Source organism: Acinetobacter sp. GW821-FHT09D10, assembly GCF_059416285.1.
In genome coordinates this window covers 1,171,922-1,188,951 of record NZ_JBWKOW010000001.1, presented here as the reverse complement: position 1 = coordinate 1,188,951, position 17,030 = coordinate 1,171,922, and the positions used below count along the sequence as shown (strand labels likewise).

Annotated in this window: 15 protein-coding genes and 1 pseudogene; 12 read left to right on the top strand and 4 right to left on the bottom strand. The window is 39.4% G+C overall.

Annotation, left to right across the window (positions count from 1 at the left end; translation table 11 throughout):
• The first annotated feature begins 8 nt into the window (after positions 1-8).
• On the top strand, positions 9-215 hold the full coding sequence (locus AC07M3_RS05570) for a DUF2147 domain-containing protein (protein ID WP_494566917.1): 207 nt from the start codon (positions 9-11) through the stop codon (positions 213-215).
• Positions 216-401: 186 nt separating this feature from the next.
• Positions 402-1,637 (top strand): DUF445 domain-containing protein, encoded by a 1,236-nt coding sequence (locus AC07M3_RS05565; RefSeq protein WP_494566787.1) that lies wholly within the window; start codon positions 402-404, stop codon positions 1,635-1,637.
• A gap of 111 nt (positions 1,638-1,748) precedes the next feature.
• Here the strand turns inward: AC07M3_RS05565 and AC07M3_RS05560 are convergent, their stop codons facing one another.
• The 3 genes and pseudogenes from AC07M3_RS05560 to AC07M3_RS05550 form a co-directional block, all read right to left on the bottom strand.
• Positions 1,749-2,969 carry an OmpP1/FadL family transporter gene (locus AC07M3_RS05560; RefSeq protein WP_494566916.1) on the bottom strand — a complete coding sequence of 407 codons (1,221 nt, stop codon included), beginning with the start codon at positions 2,967-2,969 and terminating at the stop codon, positions 1,749-1,751.
• Positions 2,970-3,101: 132 nt separating this feature from the next.
• Positions 3,102-4,169 carry an amidohydrolase family protein gene (locus AC07M3_RS05555; RefSeq protein WP_494566786.1) on the bottom strand — a complete coding sequence of 356 codons (1,068 nt, stop codon included), beginning with the start codon at positions 4,167-4,169 and terminating at the stop codon, positions 3,102-3,104.
• A 12-nt stretch (positions 4,170-4,181) separates the two neighbouring features.
• Positions 4,182-5,141: pseudogene (locus tag AC07M3_RS05550) on the bottom strand (fumarylacetoacetate hydrolase family protein).
• 154 nt (positions 5,142-5,295) lie between these two features.
• Here AC07M3_RS05550 and AC07M3_RS05545 point away from each other — a divergent pair.
• The 10 genes from AC07M3_RS05545 to AC07M3_RS05500 all read left to right on the top strand — a co-directional run bounded on the left by AC07M3_RS05545 (position 5,296) and on the right by AC07M3_RS05500 (position 14,966).
• Positions 5,296-6,168: an alpha/beta fold hydrolase gene (locus tag AC07M3_RS05545; RefSeq protein WP_494566785.1), complete on the top strand. Its 873-nt coding sequence runs from the start codon at positions 5,296-5,298 to the stop codon at positions 6,166-6,168.
• A 9-nt stretch (positions 6,169-6,177) separates the two neighbouring features.
• Positions 6,178-7,176 (top strand): VOC family protein, encoded by a 999-nt coding sequence (locus tag AC07M3_RS05540; RefSeq protein WP_494566784.1) that lies wholly within the window; start codon positions 6,178-6,180, stop codon positions 7,174-7,176.
• Positions 7,177-7,285: 109 nt separating this feature from the next.
• Positions 7,286-9,070, top strand: coding sequence for a bifunctional 3-(3-hydroxy-phenyl)propionate/3-hydroxycinnamic acid hydroxylase MhpA (gene mhpA / locus AC07M3_RS05535; RefSeq protein WP_494566783.1), 1,785 nt, complete (start codon positions 7,286-7,288; stop codon positions 9,068-9,070).
• 10 nt (positions 9,071-9,080) lie between these two features.
• A complete protein-coding gene (locus tag AC07M3_RS05530) occupies positions 9,081-9,872 on the top strand; it encodes a 2-keto-4-pentenoate hydratase (protein WP_494566782.1) in 792 nt (263 codons plus the stop codon).
• A 3-nt stretch (positions 9,873-9,875) separates the two neighbouring features.
• Positions 9,876-10,640 (top strand): hypothetical protein, encoded by a 765-nt coding sequence (locus tag AC07M3_RS05525; RefSeq protein ID WP_494566781.1) that lies wholly within the window; start codon positions 9,876-9,878, stop codon positions 10,638-10,640.
• 12 nt (positions 10,641-10,652) lie between these two features.
• Positions 10,653-11,612, top strand: a complete 960-nt coding sequence (locus tag AC07M3_RS05520; protein ID WP_494566780.1) for an acetaldehyde dehydrogenase (acetylating) — start codon at positions 10,653-10,655, stop codon at positions 11,610-11,612.
• The gene (gene dmpG, locus AC07M3_RS05515) at positions 11,609-12,637 is read left to right on the top strand and encodes a 4-hydroxy-2-oxovalerate aldolase (protein ID WP_494566779.1); all 1,029 of its coding nucleotides are present in this window, start codon (positions 11,609-11,611) and stop codon (positions 12,635-12,637) included. The genes AC07M3_RS05520 and dmpG overlap by 4 nt, the downstream gene beginning before the upstream one ends.
• Before the next feature lie 4 nt (positions 12,638-12,641).
• Entirely contained in the window at positions 12,642-13,490 is an 849-nt protein-coding gene (locus AC07M3_RS05510) for an SDR family oxidoreductase (RefSeq protein WP_494566778.1), read from the top strand.
• Positions 13,491-13,581: 91 nt separating this feature from the next.
• Entirely contained in the window at positions 13,582-14,196 is a 615-nt protein-coding gene (locus AC07M3_RS05505; protein ID WP_494566777.1) for a TetR/AcrR family transcriptional regulator, read from the top strand.
• Positions 14,197-14,660: 464 nt separating this feature from the next.
• Positions 14,661-14,966, top strand: a complete 306-nt coding sequence (locus AC07M3_RS05500; RefSeq protein ID WP_494566776.1) for a hypothetical protein — start codon at positions 14,661-14,663, stop codon at positions 14,964-14,966.
• Positions 14,967-15,270: 304 nt separating this feature from the next.
• Here the strand turns inward: AC07M3_RS05500 and AC07M3_RS05495 are convergent, their stop codons facing one another.
• Positions 15,271-16,977 (bottom strand): subtype B tannase, encoded by a 1,707-nt coding sequence (locus tag AC07M3_RS05495; protein ID WP_494566775.1) that lies wholly within the window; start codon positions 16,975-16,977, stop codon positions 15,271-15,273.
• Positions 16,978-17,030: the final 53 nt, after the last annotated feature.

Below are 17,030 nucleotides of genomic sequence, written 5' to 3'. Positions count from 1 at the left end.
GTGCCCCAATAATTGGTATGCAAGTTCTTTCAGGATTTATACAAAACCCAAAAAATGATATTGAATATATTAATGGAAAAATTATTGATCCTGTTTCAGGAGATACATATAAGAGCAAAATTAAAATTGCCAAAAATTATAGAAGATTGAATCTACGAGGTTATATCGGCATTTCTCAACTAGGGCTGTCGCAGACATGGATTCGAGTTGAATAAATCGTAGTTTAAGTGATCAATGCATGAGTTATTTAAAAGAGCACTTTATCTGCTCTTTTAAATAACTGTAATATTTATTTTTCTTAATGAACGATGAGTCATTTAGTGTAATTCTTACTATAAAAATAATATGATTATATTTGAACAATTGTGTTTAAAAATAGTTAGTTTTGTTGAGTTGTTAAAATGACATTCGCAGAAGTTCTCCTAGATGTGCAAGAAAACTGGCTACTCTATTTGGCGATGCCAATAGTTGCTGCCGTGATAGGTTATATAACTAAGCTTATTGCAATTAAGATGATGTTTAGCCCAATAAACTTTATAGGAATAAAACCATATTTAGGTTGGCAAGGTATCGTGCCACGAAAAGCAGAATATATGGCTGGTATTGCATGTGATACTTTAACCAAAAGTCTTATTCAACCCAAAGAGATCTGGGAAAAAATAGATCATCAGATTCTGTTAAATGAGTTAGAGCAGCCTATAGGAAAGGTAGTTGAAATAATTACTCAAGAAATTATTTCGGATTATTATCCTACTTTATGGCAAGTTCTGCCTAAAGCTGCCAAAATTAAACTGGTTTGTAGTATTCAAATGCGAATTCCCGAGCTTAGCCAAAGAATTCTCTCAGATGTTGGGCAAAACTTGGATAAGGTTTTTGATCTCAAAGCCATGATTGTGCAAACTTTAACGACTGATAAACGTGTAATTATTAAAATTTTTAAAGAAACTGGTAAAGAAGAATTTGCTTTTATTCGTAGGTCGGGGATTTATTTTGGTTTCGTCATTGGACTGGTACAAGCGGTAACATGGGCATTGACTCATTCACCTTGGGTTATGCCATTATTTGGAGGTTTTGTGGGACTGTTTTCTGATTGGCTTGCTTTAAAAATGGTTTTTAGGCCATTGGAAGAAAGAAAGTTTTTGGGGTTAGGGTCATGGCAAGGACTATTCCTAAAACGCCGTTTAGAAGTAAGTGAAATCCATGCTAAATTAATAGCTGAGGAAGTATTTACCATTCCAAATCTGGTGAATGCTGCAATTTTTGGTCCAGCATCTGATCGGTTATATAGTTTAGTATATAGTCATATTCAAGATATGGTTGATGAACAAGTTGGATATATTCGTCCAGTTATTGTTTATAGCATGGGCAGTCAAAACTATATCAATATGAAAAAACAAATTACTCAAAAAATGATAGAACAATTGCCAGATATCAGCCGACATGTTGAGCCACAATTGACCAAGCAATTAGATATTAAGAATGTATTAGAAAGTAAAATGAAGTTAATGACACTGACCCAATTTGAAGGATTATTAAGGCCTGTATTCCAACAAGACGAAAAAATATTAATTTTACTTGGCGGGGCTTTAGGTTTCTTAGTAGGGGAGTTGCAGGTTTATCTCATGCTTCATTATTAACTCTTATCTATTTTTTAGATGTTTAAAGCAACTTATGTTTATCTAAATGTTATTACTGCTCTATATTTTGAAAGAGCATATTCATATTAGAATATGCTCTTTTTTTCTGCATTAGAACTTATAACCAATTTTTAACATATAACCCAAAGCATGATTATCTTCAAAGTCAGCAACTTTTGCATTTTCTGCATTTCCAGGAATAGAGTAGTCTCCTGAGTGTGCTGTTGCATCGCCTAACCAAAAGTATTTTAATCCGCCAGCAATGAAATATTGCTGTGTGGGATTATATTGAAAGCCCAAACCTGCTGCCCAATAACCTTGAATGGGGCCTAAAATTGAAACAGGATCACCAGCTCCACTATCCCAACCTGCATAAACAATCCCAGACCATTTATCTGTGATTTTTTGTCCTAAGCCTAAATTAATAGACCATTGATCATCTGCATAATCAACTAAATTAAGCCCTTCTGTATAACCGTACATATTTGAGGTCAATGCTGTTGTAATTTTCCCAAATTGATATGGACGAACGGCAAAGTCACTCCAGTTGACCCAACGCGCATTGGCAAATAATAAAGTACGCGGCGTTACACCAGTTTGAAAATCTAAATTAACGGATTGAGGTGTAGTTAAATTTGATTCGCCTGTTCCAACAAGGGGTAAAAAACTAGAAAGTGGCGTACTAAATTGCTCTTTCGCCTGCACTGTATGCTCAATTTCAGAGCGGTAGGTTATAGCAGCTTTTAAAGCAATTTCAGGAATTTGATAGGCGATGCCTGCGAGCCACCCAATAGCATGATCCTCTTTCATCGAAACTTTATATCCACTCAAAGCATTGTAAATCTGTCCGTGAATTTCCACATCACCTTTAACTGTTTGATAAACAGGTCCAGCATAGATGTTCCAATTTTGGTTGGGTTGGTAACCAAACATCAATGCTAGATTTTGTGTATTGACATCCGCTTGAGTATTGCCATTAGGTGTGCTAAGTGTGTTGTTGGGCTGAGTGGGGTATTCTGCTGCCGCACCAAAGGGCTGATCATAAATGAGTCCAAATGAAAAGTGTGGGTGAAGCTGTAATTTTAATGCGGCATTATAAAACTGATAATCCTTAGTCATTTCTCCTGTTTCTGAATTAGTGTTTGCTGAGGTATATTTATCACGTATTATTCCTGTAACGCTAGCGTCTAATACAGAAATCGATCCTTCAAAATAGTTCCCATTTTGTAAAAAGGGGGTAATCGATTGACCTGAGCGGTCTAATGCACCTGCGTGGATTGTTGTACTAAGCATACTGAAAGCTAGAGTTGTAAATAAGAATGTCCTATTCATAGATATTTTTTGCATGAGTGTTCCTTACTCTGTGTTGAATAATGATTAATTGATAAATTGCGTTACATCGCCAATATTAATTGTCGTTGTGTATTTTATTTTCCGTACAAAATAGTCTCCCTAAATTTTCTGCTAGCGCTTGCGCATTTTCTCTGCCATGTAGAGTATAGGTTTGGCCATACTTCGCTTAAATTGTGTTCCCATTGAGGCTGTTGAATACTTTTGTAATTCAGGAATGTTTTGTTCATCACTTACACGTAAATGAGGAAGGAGAGCCAGTGCATTTGGTCGAAGTAGATTTAATTTTTCTTCATCGCTAAAAACAGTGAGTTCATCTAGATTCTTTTTCTGCAAAATTGAAAGCTGTTTTGGAGCAAACGGAAAGTCGCTACCAAATAAAATATGCGAAGGTTCAACCAATTGCTTTAAGGCAGCCATGGCATAAGGAGAGGGTGACAAAGCTGTATCGTAATAAAAGCGTTGAATGTAATGTAAAAAGCCTTGGGGTGTTTTTTCTGCAAGTTCAGGCATCAAATTACAAAGCGAAACGCGCCATGCAACATACGGTAAAAAACCACCTGCATGCGCCAAAATCCAATTGATATTGGGGTATTTTTCTATTACACCTGTAGTAATTAAATTGACAGCCGCACGTGTGGTATCGCATAAAAATTCGAGAATGAACCCTGGTGTATTGAGATTGAGTTGCTCACTGGTTTGATGCATATTGGGGTGGACGAATACGGTTGCGTTTCGTTGATTAAGTACCTGCATGAGCTCATCTAAAGAAGTATCGCCTAAGAAAACACCTTGTGTACTCCCAAGTAAAACAATACCTTCAGCTTTTAAAATATCCAATGCATATTCAGCCTCACGACATGATTCGGCTGTAAAAGGCATGGGTAGCACTGCAAATGATCCAAAACGCCCAGCATATTTTTGTTTAATTTCAGCCGAAAATTCATTACAAGATCGTGCTAAGTCACAGGCTTCTGTTAAATCACCAAAGTAAACTCCCGGTGCTGATAGTGAAGTGATTGCGGTTTGAGTCCCAATCAAATCCATTGCTTCTAATGAACGTTCTGCATTCCATGGCGGTAAGGGGGCACCAGCAACTTCGGTAATATTGTATTTTTCCATGACTTTTAAAAAAGCGGGTGGAATGAGGTGATGATGTACATCAATACTATAATTTTGCATAACGATCTCTGCTTATAAATGTTCAATGTGATGGATTTGTCTGCCTAAATTGATTTTCTGGTCTGGGCTTTGAATAGTCAGCTCAAGTAAATCACCATGATTTAAATAGCGACCATTTCGTTTCTGACTTTGAATAAATAATTTCCATTTTTTCTTTTCTGGAAGTAGTGATGTCATTTTCACAGCCAATCGAGAAGGTAATGAAAGTGCACAACCTGATGGTGTACCTGTCATGATGATATCTCCTACATTAAAGATAACAATTTCAGATGGTTATGAAATGACCTCAGTAGGTTTGAATACCATATTGGCAGTACACTCTTGCTGTCGAATTTGATGATTCACTTGTAACTTGAGTTGAAACTCGTCTAGATAATGCATTTCATCAGCTTCAAGTAAACACAACACAGGTCCTAAAGGGCAAAAGGTGCGATAGCTTTTACCTTTAAAAAATTGTGTTTGTGGGATCTGAATATCACGTGCGGATATGTCATTTCCAATACATACTCCAGCAACATATTCATGCAAATGATGTTGCGTCACTTGTACTGTTTGCTTGATTTCTTTTTTAAGAATCAAGCACAATTCAATTTCATAGTCTAATAATTGTACATGTTTAGGCGACTGAATAATGCCGACTGGGTCATGGATTGATGCACTTGATTTAGTAAAAAACATATTAAATTTCTTAGCATTTGGGTTTATCCCAGAGTCAATCATATGCTGTCGATAATTCGCCCCCTGACACACAATTTTGGCATCTGATGTAATTGGGCTGAGTAGTTGGATGACTGTGAGTCTGAAGCGTGTTGAGTATCTCTTAGCATTTTTGATTTTCTCGATACCTAAGGAAACTAACTCTTTTGTTGTTGTACATGGATGTACAAGTTCTAGCTTTAGAACCTCATTATTTTCTAGGAGCCCCCAGAAAGTCTGATTATCTCGGGTAAAGCGTAGGATATGGATAGCCATGTCGAATCAGCATTTTTGAATTAATTGAACATTAATGTAAAAAATTAAAACAGATTGGTCAATTAAATCTATTAATAAATAATTAAAATAAATATTGCAAAATTGAACATAGTTGTTCAATATGTTTTTAGGTTGATCATTGATTGGAATGAGTATGAGTCAGCAAATAGAAATTGAAGGGTTAAAAAGTACTTTCATTGAGTTTGGTCAGTGCAAAATTTTTCTCAGTGAGGCAGGAGATGGTTTTCCTGTATTGCTTTTACATGGCGGTGGTGCAGGTGCGACGGGACTTTCGAATTATTCAAAGAACATTGATGCGCTTGCGAAGCACTTTCGTGTGCTTGTTCCAGATATGAAGGGTTATGGTCAATCAAGTAAAGGGGTAAAACGGAGCGATCCTTTTGGTGATTTGGCCGATGCCATGTTTGGGTTGCTCGATCAATTAAAGATTGCCAAAGTACATATCGTTGGGAACTCTTATGGCGGTGCGTGTGGGTTGCGTATGGCGCTTGACCATCCTGAACGTGTACAGAGCTTGGTATTGATGGGACCTGGTGGTGTGAATACGACACGTGGCTTACCGACTAAAGGTTTGAATCAACTTTTAAACTACTATTCAGGTGAAGGGCCGACACGAGAAAAGTTGCGGACTTTTATTCGTGAATATTTAGTTTACGACGCTAACCAAGTGGCTGAAGACTTAATCGAGCTTCGCTATCAAGCTAGTATTGATCCCGAAGTCATTGCATCTCCACCCTTACAACGTCCAAATAGCTTAAAAGCTGCGATGCGTATGGATTTTAGTCGTGACCCACGTTTAAAACGCTGCAATACGCCAACTTTAGTGATTTGGGGTGCAGATGACAAAGTCAATCGTCCAAGTGGTGCTGAAACTTTGCAAAAAACGATGAAAAACTGTGACGTGTATTTATTTGCACAAACTGGACATTGGGTACAGTGGGAGCGTGCGGCGCATTTTAATGCCGTGACTACAAGTTTTATGCAACAGCATACACCTGCACTGTGAGGCAATGAAATGGCTAATTTTCAATATCAGGATATTTTTGGTCAGGTGAAACTGAGTTATGTTATTGCCGAATCGAATCTCTTTGATGATTGGATTCGCTTTATGCAGAAATGTCTTGGTTTACATCTAGCGGAACAGACAGACCAGCAATTGAGTTTTCGCATTGATGATTATCAAAAGCGTTTTATTGTACAACGTGGTGATGCTGAGGATGTCACAAATATCGGCTTTCAAGTGGCAAATCAACAGGTTTTAGAGCAAATTCTAGGGCGTTTTGACAGCCGGGAAATCGAATATGCGCAAGGGACACATAGCGAGGCTTTACAACGGGGTATCCAAAACTTTTGGTATTTAAAGGGCCCAAAAGGTATCCAGCTTGAATTATTTATCGAAGCGATGAAAACGGATCAACCATTAAATATGCTGACGAGTGGTTTCTATACTGCCGATAGTGGAATGGGGCATGTCGCAATCACCTCTAGAAAACCAGAGAAAATGATTCGGTTTTGGCAAGAGTTTTTTGATGCACGTCTCACAGATACGATTGAACAAAAGATTAATGGCGTGACCTTGGATGTGACTTTTTTAAGATTGAATGAACGTCACCATTCGATTGCAGTTGCTGAAACACGTGGTGTTCATCTTGATCCCATTCGCACAGCCATTCAACATATGAATTTACAAGTATTAGATCTTGAAGATGTGACGATGGCGTATCAACGCTGTAAGGATAATGGCTTCCCTGTGGCGTGGGAGGTCGGGCAGCACACTAACGACCGTGAAGTATCTTTCTATGTACCGAGTCCATCAGGCTTCGAAATTGAGTTGGGTTGGGCGCCAATTAAAATCGATGAAACAACTTGGCAACCCGTCAAACACACGTCGATTAGTGTATGGGGACACCATCCAAAACCACCGACAAAAGTGCATAAATTCATTCATGAATTTGCTCAGTTCAGTCGAGGGATGCAATCCTTACGACATGATGAATATTCACCGATAGATTAGTTCAATCTGCTGTGATCAGCCCGCTAATTTATAGCTATTAAACATCAAATTTCAAAAAGTAATCGAAAGATTGCTTAGGGTGTTGCACCCTAACAAAGGATAAATGAAGATGAAAACGTCCAAACCACAATTGATAAAGCAGCAGAATGAACAACTACCAAAACAAGCAGATGTCGTGATTGCAGGGCTTGGTCCAACAGGACTAGTGCTTGCACATGTATTAGGACGACGAGGGCATCAAGTCGTTGTACTTGAGCGTGAGCCTATCTTTTATGGGAATGCCCGAGCAGTCTATACCGATGATGAATGTATGAGAATTTTTCAGTCCATCGATATAGCAGATGAATTACAAAAGGATATGTTGCTTGAAACACCTGTGCAACTGGCTTATCCCGATGGTCGTGTGATTGCACAATATAAACCGCTTAAACGTCCATTTGGTTGGCCAATTGTCAACTTCTTCTATCAGCCTTATCTTGAAACCTCACTGACTGAAGGGCTCACACGATATCCAAATGTCAGCATTTTACGTGGGCGTGAAGTGGTGAATTTTGAGCAAGATGCCAAGGGTGTCGTTATTCATCATCAAGTGACTCAAGTCTACCGTTTTAATGACTCAAATGATGCCAAAGTAGATGCAAATACAGACGCCAATGATCTCAATTTGCAAAGTATTCGTGGACAATATTTTGTCGGTGCAGATGGCGGGCGTAGTACCGTACGCGCCAAGCTGGGTATAGAAATGACAGGGAAAAATTTCCCAGAGCCTTGGTTAGTAGTCGATTTAAAGCAGAAAGATCCGAACAAAGGCTTACGTCATTTGCCTTATTTTAATTTTGTGGTTGATCCTGAATTACCAGTCGTGAGCTGTGTACAGCCTGATGGATTTCACCGCTTTGAATTTATGTTGAAAAAAGGTCAGAGCAAAGAATATATGGAGCAAGATGATACGGTTCGTATGTTGCTCTCAAAATATGTTGATCCTGACCAGTTCGAAGTAAAACGCAAACTCGTTTATACCTTTAATGCGTTGGTGGCAAATCAGTGGCGTGATCGTCGTGTGTTATTGGCAGGTGATGCAGCTCATATGACGCCGCAATTTATGGGGCAAGGGGCAAGTTCTGGTGTACGTGATGGCGCTAATTTAGGTTGGAAACTGAGTGCAGTACTTGAAGGTCGAGCAGGCGATAAAATTTTAGATAGCTATGAATCTGAGCGTCGTGATCATGCACATTCGATGATTAAAGGTTCAGTGTTGCTAAAAGATTTAGTTTCAATGACCAATCCAGTGGGCAGTAAAATTCGTGATGGTTTGATTAAAGGGATTCTTGCGACACCAAAGATCAAAGATTGGGCACAAGAAGGTGGCTTTAAACCACAGCCTATTTATACCAAAGGGCAATATCTTGGTTTGCCACGTAAACATCGTTTGAGTCCAGAAGGTAGTCTTTCACCTCAGCCGACTGTGCGTACGATTGCTGGTAAGCGTGTCTTACTTGATGAGTTGACAGGCCCAAACTATGCTTTAGTCGGACTGTCATGTGATCCATCCACACATTTATCATCGAGTAGTCATCAAATCTTAGCGCAGCTCGGCTGTCAATTTATCACACTCTATCCTTATGGCGAACGTCCACAAGGGGCTACCCAGCAAGATTTCAATCCAGCTTTGATTGAAGTTGAAGACATTGATGGGCATATGGTGGATTGGTTCCACAAAGCTTGCCATGTCAAACAACCAATCGCTTTACTTCGTCCTGATAAGTTTAGTTTTGCTGTCGTGCCAAATGATGAAGTGGATAGTGCAATTCAGCAGTTGAAATTGCAACTTGATTTGGCCAATGCAAAAGTGATGCCTAGAAACAACAGCATGATCAAATCTCCATCCATATGAGGAGCAGAAGATGTCACAGCAGAATCATGAACGATTACTTGCGGCAGCCACAGCACTTCGACAAGCACGAAAGCAATGCCAAACCATTGGAAAAGTCTCTGAGAGCTATGGTATCAAGGGTTTAGATGAGGCGTATGCAGTCGCACAGATCAATACCGATGCCAAATCCAAAGCAGGTCACCGTATTATCGGTAAAAAAGTCGGTTTAACCTCGAAAGCTGTACAACAGCAACTTGGCGTTGATCAGCCTGATTTCGGTATTTTATTTGAAGATATGTTGGTTTTGGAAGGTGATCATGTTGTCGTTAGTCAGTTGATACAACCCAAAGCTGAAGCCGAAGTGGCGTTTATTTTATCCAGTGATATCGTCGATGACGTCCCAACATGGGGCGAGTTTTTAACTAAAGTGGCTTATGCTTTGCCTGCATTAGAAATAGTGGATAGTGCCATTCATAACTGGAAAATCACATTAGAAGATACCATTGCTGATAACGCTTCTTGTGGCTTGTTTGTACTTGGGCAACAGCCCATAGCCATTGATCAGTTTGACTTTGCGAAACTGGCAATGTGCTTGCAAAAAAATGGTGAGGTCGTGTCGATTGGTACAGGATCGGCTTGTCTTGGTCATCCACTTCGAGCGGCGTGGTGGTTAGCAAAAACTATGGTTGAGCGGGGCATTCCACTTAAAGCAGGTGAAGTCATCCTATCAGGTGCACTTGGTCCAATGGTGAATGTGGAAGCTGGAGACATCATCTATGTTGATATTGGTGCATTAGGTACATTGAGTTGTGTGATGGAGTAAAACATGAAATGGAGACCCCAAAAAGTCAGCACAGCTTGCTATCCAGTATGGCTCCGTGCTGATTTATCTAAAGCTGATGCTCAGACATATTGGCGAGGAGCACATGGTCAAATCGCCAATAAAAATCCTGTGATTTATGAATATCTACAACATCACTTCACAAATACAGGACATGGCTTTTGGGATGTGCCTAAAGGTATTGGCGGTGGTATACCGCAAGATTGGCAAATGGATGGTGTCACAGAAGTACGTTTGAATAGTATGTTGACGGCGATCTTCGCACGCCTGTTCTTGATGAAAGCCAATGTCTTAGATGAGCAAAATGTATTTGATCGTACTTTGGCGAAAAACTCAGCACTCAATGGTAGTGTATGGTGGACTGGGGCTTATCAGGCGGATACTGGCTATCGCATTGCCGTATTTTTTAGAGCACGACATGGCGCAAAAGGGCGCTTTAAAAAGTTTCTAGAACAACTTTCAACTGCATTATTAGACGCAGGCGTAAAAGAATTACGTACACATATTTTCATGTCGATGACACGTTGGACGTGGTTGACACCCAATGTTTGCCATCAAGAGCCGACACATCGCCGTTATGACGCCATGTTATTAATTGGTACTGATGACAAACAGACCTTAGAGCAGATTCTTACCTCACCACGGCTCAAACAAACTCATTATGTACAAGCCGAACATTGCGTGGCGATACATGCCTATGCCATTGAACAAACCTATCCGATGACATTGAACAATACAGCACAAATTTAAAGAGAAATGATGATGAGTAAAATCAAAGCAGCCATTATTGGTAGTGGCAATATCGGCAGTGATCTAATGATAAAAATCATTCGTAATAGTCAACAGATTGAACTGGCCGTCATGGTTGGGATTGATGAGCATTCAGATGGGCTGGCACGTGCCAAGCGATTGAATGTTGCGACGACTCACCAAGGGGTTGAAGGCTTAGCGCTCATGCCTGAATTTGCAGATATTGACATTGTATTTGACGCAACCTCAGCAGCGGCACATGTACACAATGATGCATTGTTAAGACTTCAAAAACCAAATCTTCGGATGATTGATCTTACTCCTGCGGCGATTGGAACTTATTGTGTGCCCGTGGTCAATCTTGATCAGAATATCAATGCACTCAATGTCAACATGGTGACTTGTGGCGGTCAAGCAACGATTCCGATTGTGGCTGCGGTATCGCAAGTTGCACAAGTCCATTATGCCGAGATTGTCGCATCTATCAGTAGTAAATCGGCAGGACCAGGAACACGTGCCAATATTGATGAGTTTACAGAAACAACAGCGCAGGCGATTCAATCTGTTGGTGGCGCAGCAAAAGGTAAAGCGATGATTGTACTGAATCCAGCAGAACCGCCTTTGTTGATGAGAGATACCGTCTACGTGTTGTCAACACATGTGGATCAAGTCCAAGTAAAGCAATCTATAGAAAACATGGTTAATGCTGTAAACGCATATGTTCCAGGATATCGATTAAAACAAGATATTCAGTTTGAAGTGATCGCAGATGATGCACCTTTAACCATTCCAGGGGTTGGGCAATTTTCAGGGCTTAAAACCACCGTATTTTTAGAAGTTGAAGGCGCAGCACATTATTTACCAGCCTACGCAGGCAATTTGGACATCATGACTTCAGCAGCCTTGGCAACAGCTGAAAAAATCGTCCAAGCTTTGCAAAATCACGATTCTTCAATTGGAGCATCGATATGACAATAGCCAATAAGAAACTCTATATCTCTGATGTGACATTACGTGATGGTAGTCATGCTATACGTCATCAGTACTCCATCAAAAATGTACAAGATATTGCAAGAGCACTAGATCATGCCAAGGTTGATAGTATTGAGATTGCACATGGTGATGGCTTACAAGGTTCAAGTTTTAATTATGGTTTTGCTGCACATACAGATTTAGAGTGGATTGCTGCGGCTTCAGATGTGTTAACCCATTCTAAAATTGCCACTTTAATTTTACCTGGAATTGGCACCATTCATGATTTAAAAGAGGCTCATACAGCAGGTGCACGTGTGGTTCGTGTAGCGACGCATTGTACTGAAGCGGATATTTCCAAACAGCACATTGAATATGCACGTTCGCTCGGCATGGATACAGTTGGGTTTTTAATGATGAGCCACATGACTTCACCAGAAGCATTAGCGAAGCAAGGCAAGTTGATGGAGTCTTATGGCGCAGAATGTATCTATATTGTCGACTCAGGCGGTGCGATGACCATGCAAGATATTCGGGACCGATTCCGTGCCATGAAAGCCGTACTAAAACCTGAAACACAAACAGGTATTCATGCTCATCATAACCTAAGCCTTGGTGTCGCAAATTCAATTGCTGCCGTGGAAGAAGGTTGTGATCGAATTGATGCGAGCCTAACAGGTATGGGTGCAGGGGCAGGCAATGCACCAATGGAAGTCTTTGTTGCCGCTGCAAAACGTCTAGGCTGGAATCATGGTACGGATTTATTTGCTTTAATGAATGCCGCCGATGATTTGGTTCGACCATTACAAGATCGTCCTGTACGTGTAGATCGAGAAACTTTGGCACTCGGTTATGCAGGTGTCTATTCAAGCTTTTTACGTCATGCTGAAGCAGCAGCAAAACGATTTGGCCTTAATACAGTGGATATCTTGGTTGAACTTGGCAAGCGACGTATGGTGGGCGGTCAAGAGGACATGATTGTTGATGTCGCTTTAGATCTATTGAAACAGCAAAAGGCAGGATAACAGTATGACCCAATTTAAATTAAATGGCAAAGTGGTTTTAATCACAGGAGCAAACTCAGGGATTGGAGCAGTCACAGCAAGAGAGTTAGCATTACAAGGCTATCATGTGTTTTTGGCTTGTCGTGATCGGAAGAAGGCTGATCATGTGATACAGGCGATTTCTGCGGAAAGTCATGGTCAGGCACAAGTCGAGTCTCTTGAATTAGACTTGGCAAATTTAGATTCGGTACGATCTTGTACAAAGCAATTCTTAGACAGAAATTTACCTTTGCATCTACTGATTTGCAATGCAGGCTTAGCGGGGCAAAAAGGGATGACGACTTCAGGGTTTGAACTGACTTTTGGGGTGTGTCATATCGGACATTTTCTTTTAACAGATCTTCTAAAAGAAAAACTGATGGATTCCAAACCTGCACGTGTAGTAGTGGTTGCCAGTAAAGCACATCGACATGCAAAGGGAGTTGATTTTGATACTGTACTTCAGCCAACTCAGAGTTTCGGTGGGCTTAAAGAATATGCTGTAGCTAAACTTGCAAACGTACTTTTTGCAAAAGAGTTAGGTCGTAGGCTGTATGGTACAGGTGTTACGACGTATGCTGTACATCCTGGTGTCGTCTCTACCAATGTTTGGCGGAGTTTGCCAAAGCCTCTAGTGAAAGCATTATCTCTATGGATGATCAGTCCAGAACAAGGGGCAAGAACCACATTGTTCTGTGCCACAGCCCCTCATTTGAGTGCTGAAACAGGTATGTACTACGAAGACTGCAAAGTTAAAGCGTCATCGAGTGTAGCGCAAGATATTGCTTTGGCAGAACAGCTTTGGATGCAGAGTTCGAAATGGGTACAAATATAAAATAGGAATGAATGAACAATAAGAGAGAGTTTATGTTTAAATTTAGGTATTATTGTTCAAATATATTGAATTTGTACAAAAGGTTGGAATTGTGCGTTTATCATCATCACAAAAAAGAATTCATAAAGCAGCACTCAAACTTTTTGCTGAAAGAGGGTCAACGAATATCAGTGTGAGTGAACTGGCAGAAGCTTCAGGTGTAGCTCGAGGCACTATTTATAATAATCAACTTGATCCAGATACTTTATTTGAAGACATTGCATCTCAACTTGCAGTGGAAATGAATGCGCGGGTTATTAAAACATTAGACAATGAGCCCGACACTGCTGTTCGGATTGCTAAAGGTATACGTATGTATATTCGTCGAGCACATGAGGAGCCAGATTGGGGGCGATTTATTTGTCGATTTGCTTTTAGTTCAAAATCATTGATGGCACTCTGGACGGGTGATGATTCACCTTTACCAGATGTATTGTCAGGATTAGAAAGTAAGCGCTATACGTTTCGGGAAGATCAACTTATTTCAGTGATATCATTGATAGCGGGTTCGGTATTAACTTCGATTTTTTTAGTGCTTGATGGGCATAAGACATGGAGAGAAAGTGGCTCAGACGCCGCAGAATTAGTTCTTATTGCTTTAGGTCTACCACGTGATGTGGCTTATGAAATTTCACGATATGAATTACCTATATTGAAAGAGTTGTGATCTTAAGAGAGGAAAGGTGGTGACATGTGCTGAAAATAGGGTATGTATAGGATATCTATAAAAGATTACAGCAATCGGTGAAAGTTATTTTGAAAATAAAGTTGTATGTATTAAATACGCTATTTTCATGTTGAAGTACAATCTGTTTTTAAACAGGAAAATGGCTCTTATAAGTATACTAACACCTATAAGGGGGGAGTTGGAAGATAAAAAAACCACAAGCTGAAATTGATGAAATGAAAGGCATGAATCAAAAAACTCCTATTTTAGGTATTTGCTAAGGTCATCAATTACTTGCAGATACATTTGAAGGGAAGTAGAGAGCAGACAAGATGGAGTAGAAATCGACACAGTACTCATTACCCGAGGTTTAGCTTCACAAAATGATCCATTGTTTAAGCACTTACCTATTGCTTTCCCAGTTCATACAATGCATTGGCAATCCGTTTCAAAGTTGCCGCTAAATGCTTTTATTGGCTTCTTCTCAAATAAATAAACATCATGCCTTCAGGATTGAAGAAAGAATATGGGGTGTACAATTTCATCCCGAATTTTCTGAAGTAGAGATGAATCTTTATATTGATGAATATCAAAAAGTTATCCAGAAAGAAGGGAAAGATGTTTTATCTTTACTTAACAATATAACTTTTACTAGTAGTGCTAGAACTATTTTGAAAAGGTTTGGAGAGCTTTGTATAAGCTCTTCTACATCTTTTTTGCTAATCAATTCCGAAAACAAAGCTATAAATAACCAGATAAATGGCTATTAAAAATTTTTATTCAGATACATGTTTTTCTTATAAGTATGTCCAAGTAAATTTGCTTTACAGTGATTTATATAAAATAAGCCGTAAGCTATTTGCAGTAAGAGCTTTAGCTTTTTCTAAATTTTCATCTCGTAAAGCTACGTAAAGCAAAAATCAAGTTTTATTAGATAGTGGTTATCTTTGATTTGCCTGAAAACTATATAGAAAGATTTTGAGTAAGTTTTAAGGCCTTAAGTTTTCAAACTACATCAAACAAAAAAGATTTTCCTGCCAGAATATGACAGGAAAATAATATTAAAATTTCACTTTACTGTGCTGTATTTAACTTCTCATTTATCCATTTAAAAGCTTCCTGTACATCGTAGTTACCAGCATGGCCAGTAAGATACGGGAGTTTGAAGTTTGTATCTTTAACTTTAGGATCATTGGTAACCGCATAATACAAGATCATTTGCATTGCAAAAGACGTATCTCGATCAAGCATTCCATGACGGATATACCAGTATGGAGCCGTATCAGTTGTTGTGTTCAGATAAGCAATTGGATTAACCATTTTTAACTGGTCTTTTAACAGATTTGCAGTGCTTGAATTACTATTTAAATAACTTTCCCAGCTGAGCCTTGTATCATCTTGACCTGAACCATCAGCTGTTTTGCTGTTATGATCCCATGACCATTGCGTAAAATTGTTATATTCATTTTGGCTATCACCAAAAAGATTAGTTTCTCCACTAATTGCAGTGTTGCCATTAACGCCGACGGCATCAAATGCAACTACAGTTTTGAGTGCTTGATTCGCTGCCACATAATTTAGAAATTTTTGATAATCAATTTCGGTAACTTTACTGCCATCATGTTTGAGCCAATCATTAACGAGAGTTGCTTTGCTTGAGACAAAGTTCTCACCGAAATTAGGTACAGGTGTTCCTTTCGCAAGTTGGCGCTCAATTTCAGATTTAATTTGTTCCCTAATCTGATCTGGCATATTCTCAGCTGTCAACTGCTGTCCATTGGGGAGCTTTAAATTCAATGTTTGTAAATACATTGGAAATTTCTCAGCAATTTCTTTAGATGCGGTAAGTTGTGGTCCAGCAGAGTAACTAACACCATTTAAGGTGCCAGTATTACTATCATTGCGAGAAGCATTGTATTGCCATTCATAACCAAGATCAGCGTTCGCCAAATTGTTTATTGGACAATAAGCTACTACAGCAAAAACATTGTCTTTTACAGTACTTGTAAGAGATGTACCTGAACCATGAACACCTGCTGCACCAATTTCTGCTAAATAAGATAAGTAGTCAGGGCTATTTCCACTTGCAGCAACCGTTGATATGAGACCACCGCCTCCACTTGTACCTGTAATAATTATCTTTTCAGCAGAACCAGGTAGAAGGGTGTCGTTGAGACGTAAATAACGTATCGCAGCTTTAGCATCCACAATAACAGCTGGAGCTTTTCCTGCCCATGTACCCTCATAAGAACGAATACCTCGTCCTCGTGTGCCTACATCAACAACAATATAACCAGCTTTTAACGCTGCGCCATAGTTATCAGTATCATTGGTACTAACTAAATTTGCCCCTTCATTGATATTTGTTTTTACAGCGCTTGCCCACCATCCGCTATTGTTGAATTGAAGATACATTGCTGTTTTTTGATCATTCTCTTTCCCTTCAGGAATGGAAATAATTAAAGTTTGATAAGCATATGGATCTGAAATAGTAGTTGTTCCACCACCAAGCGTTGCTTGAGTAGAAGCCATTTTTACAGGTTTGGCTACATAAACGATTCGATATTGAGTCACCTTCATTGCTTGACCATCGACCGTTAAATTGACAGTGGTCACTTGAGATTTGGAAGCATCAAATTTTAAAGAACTATCTATACTACTTTCAGTAGTTTCTGTTGATGCTAAAGTACTGCTATTGCTTTCATTATTACAGGCTGTCAAACCCGAAGCACTAAAAGCCATAATTATTGAAAATACGATGTTGTTGTATTTAAATTTCACTATTAGAAACTCCTTTTTCACTTGAAAAGTTAAGTAGTAAATCTTCCTTTTGA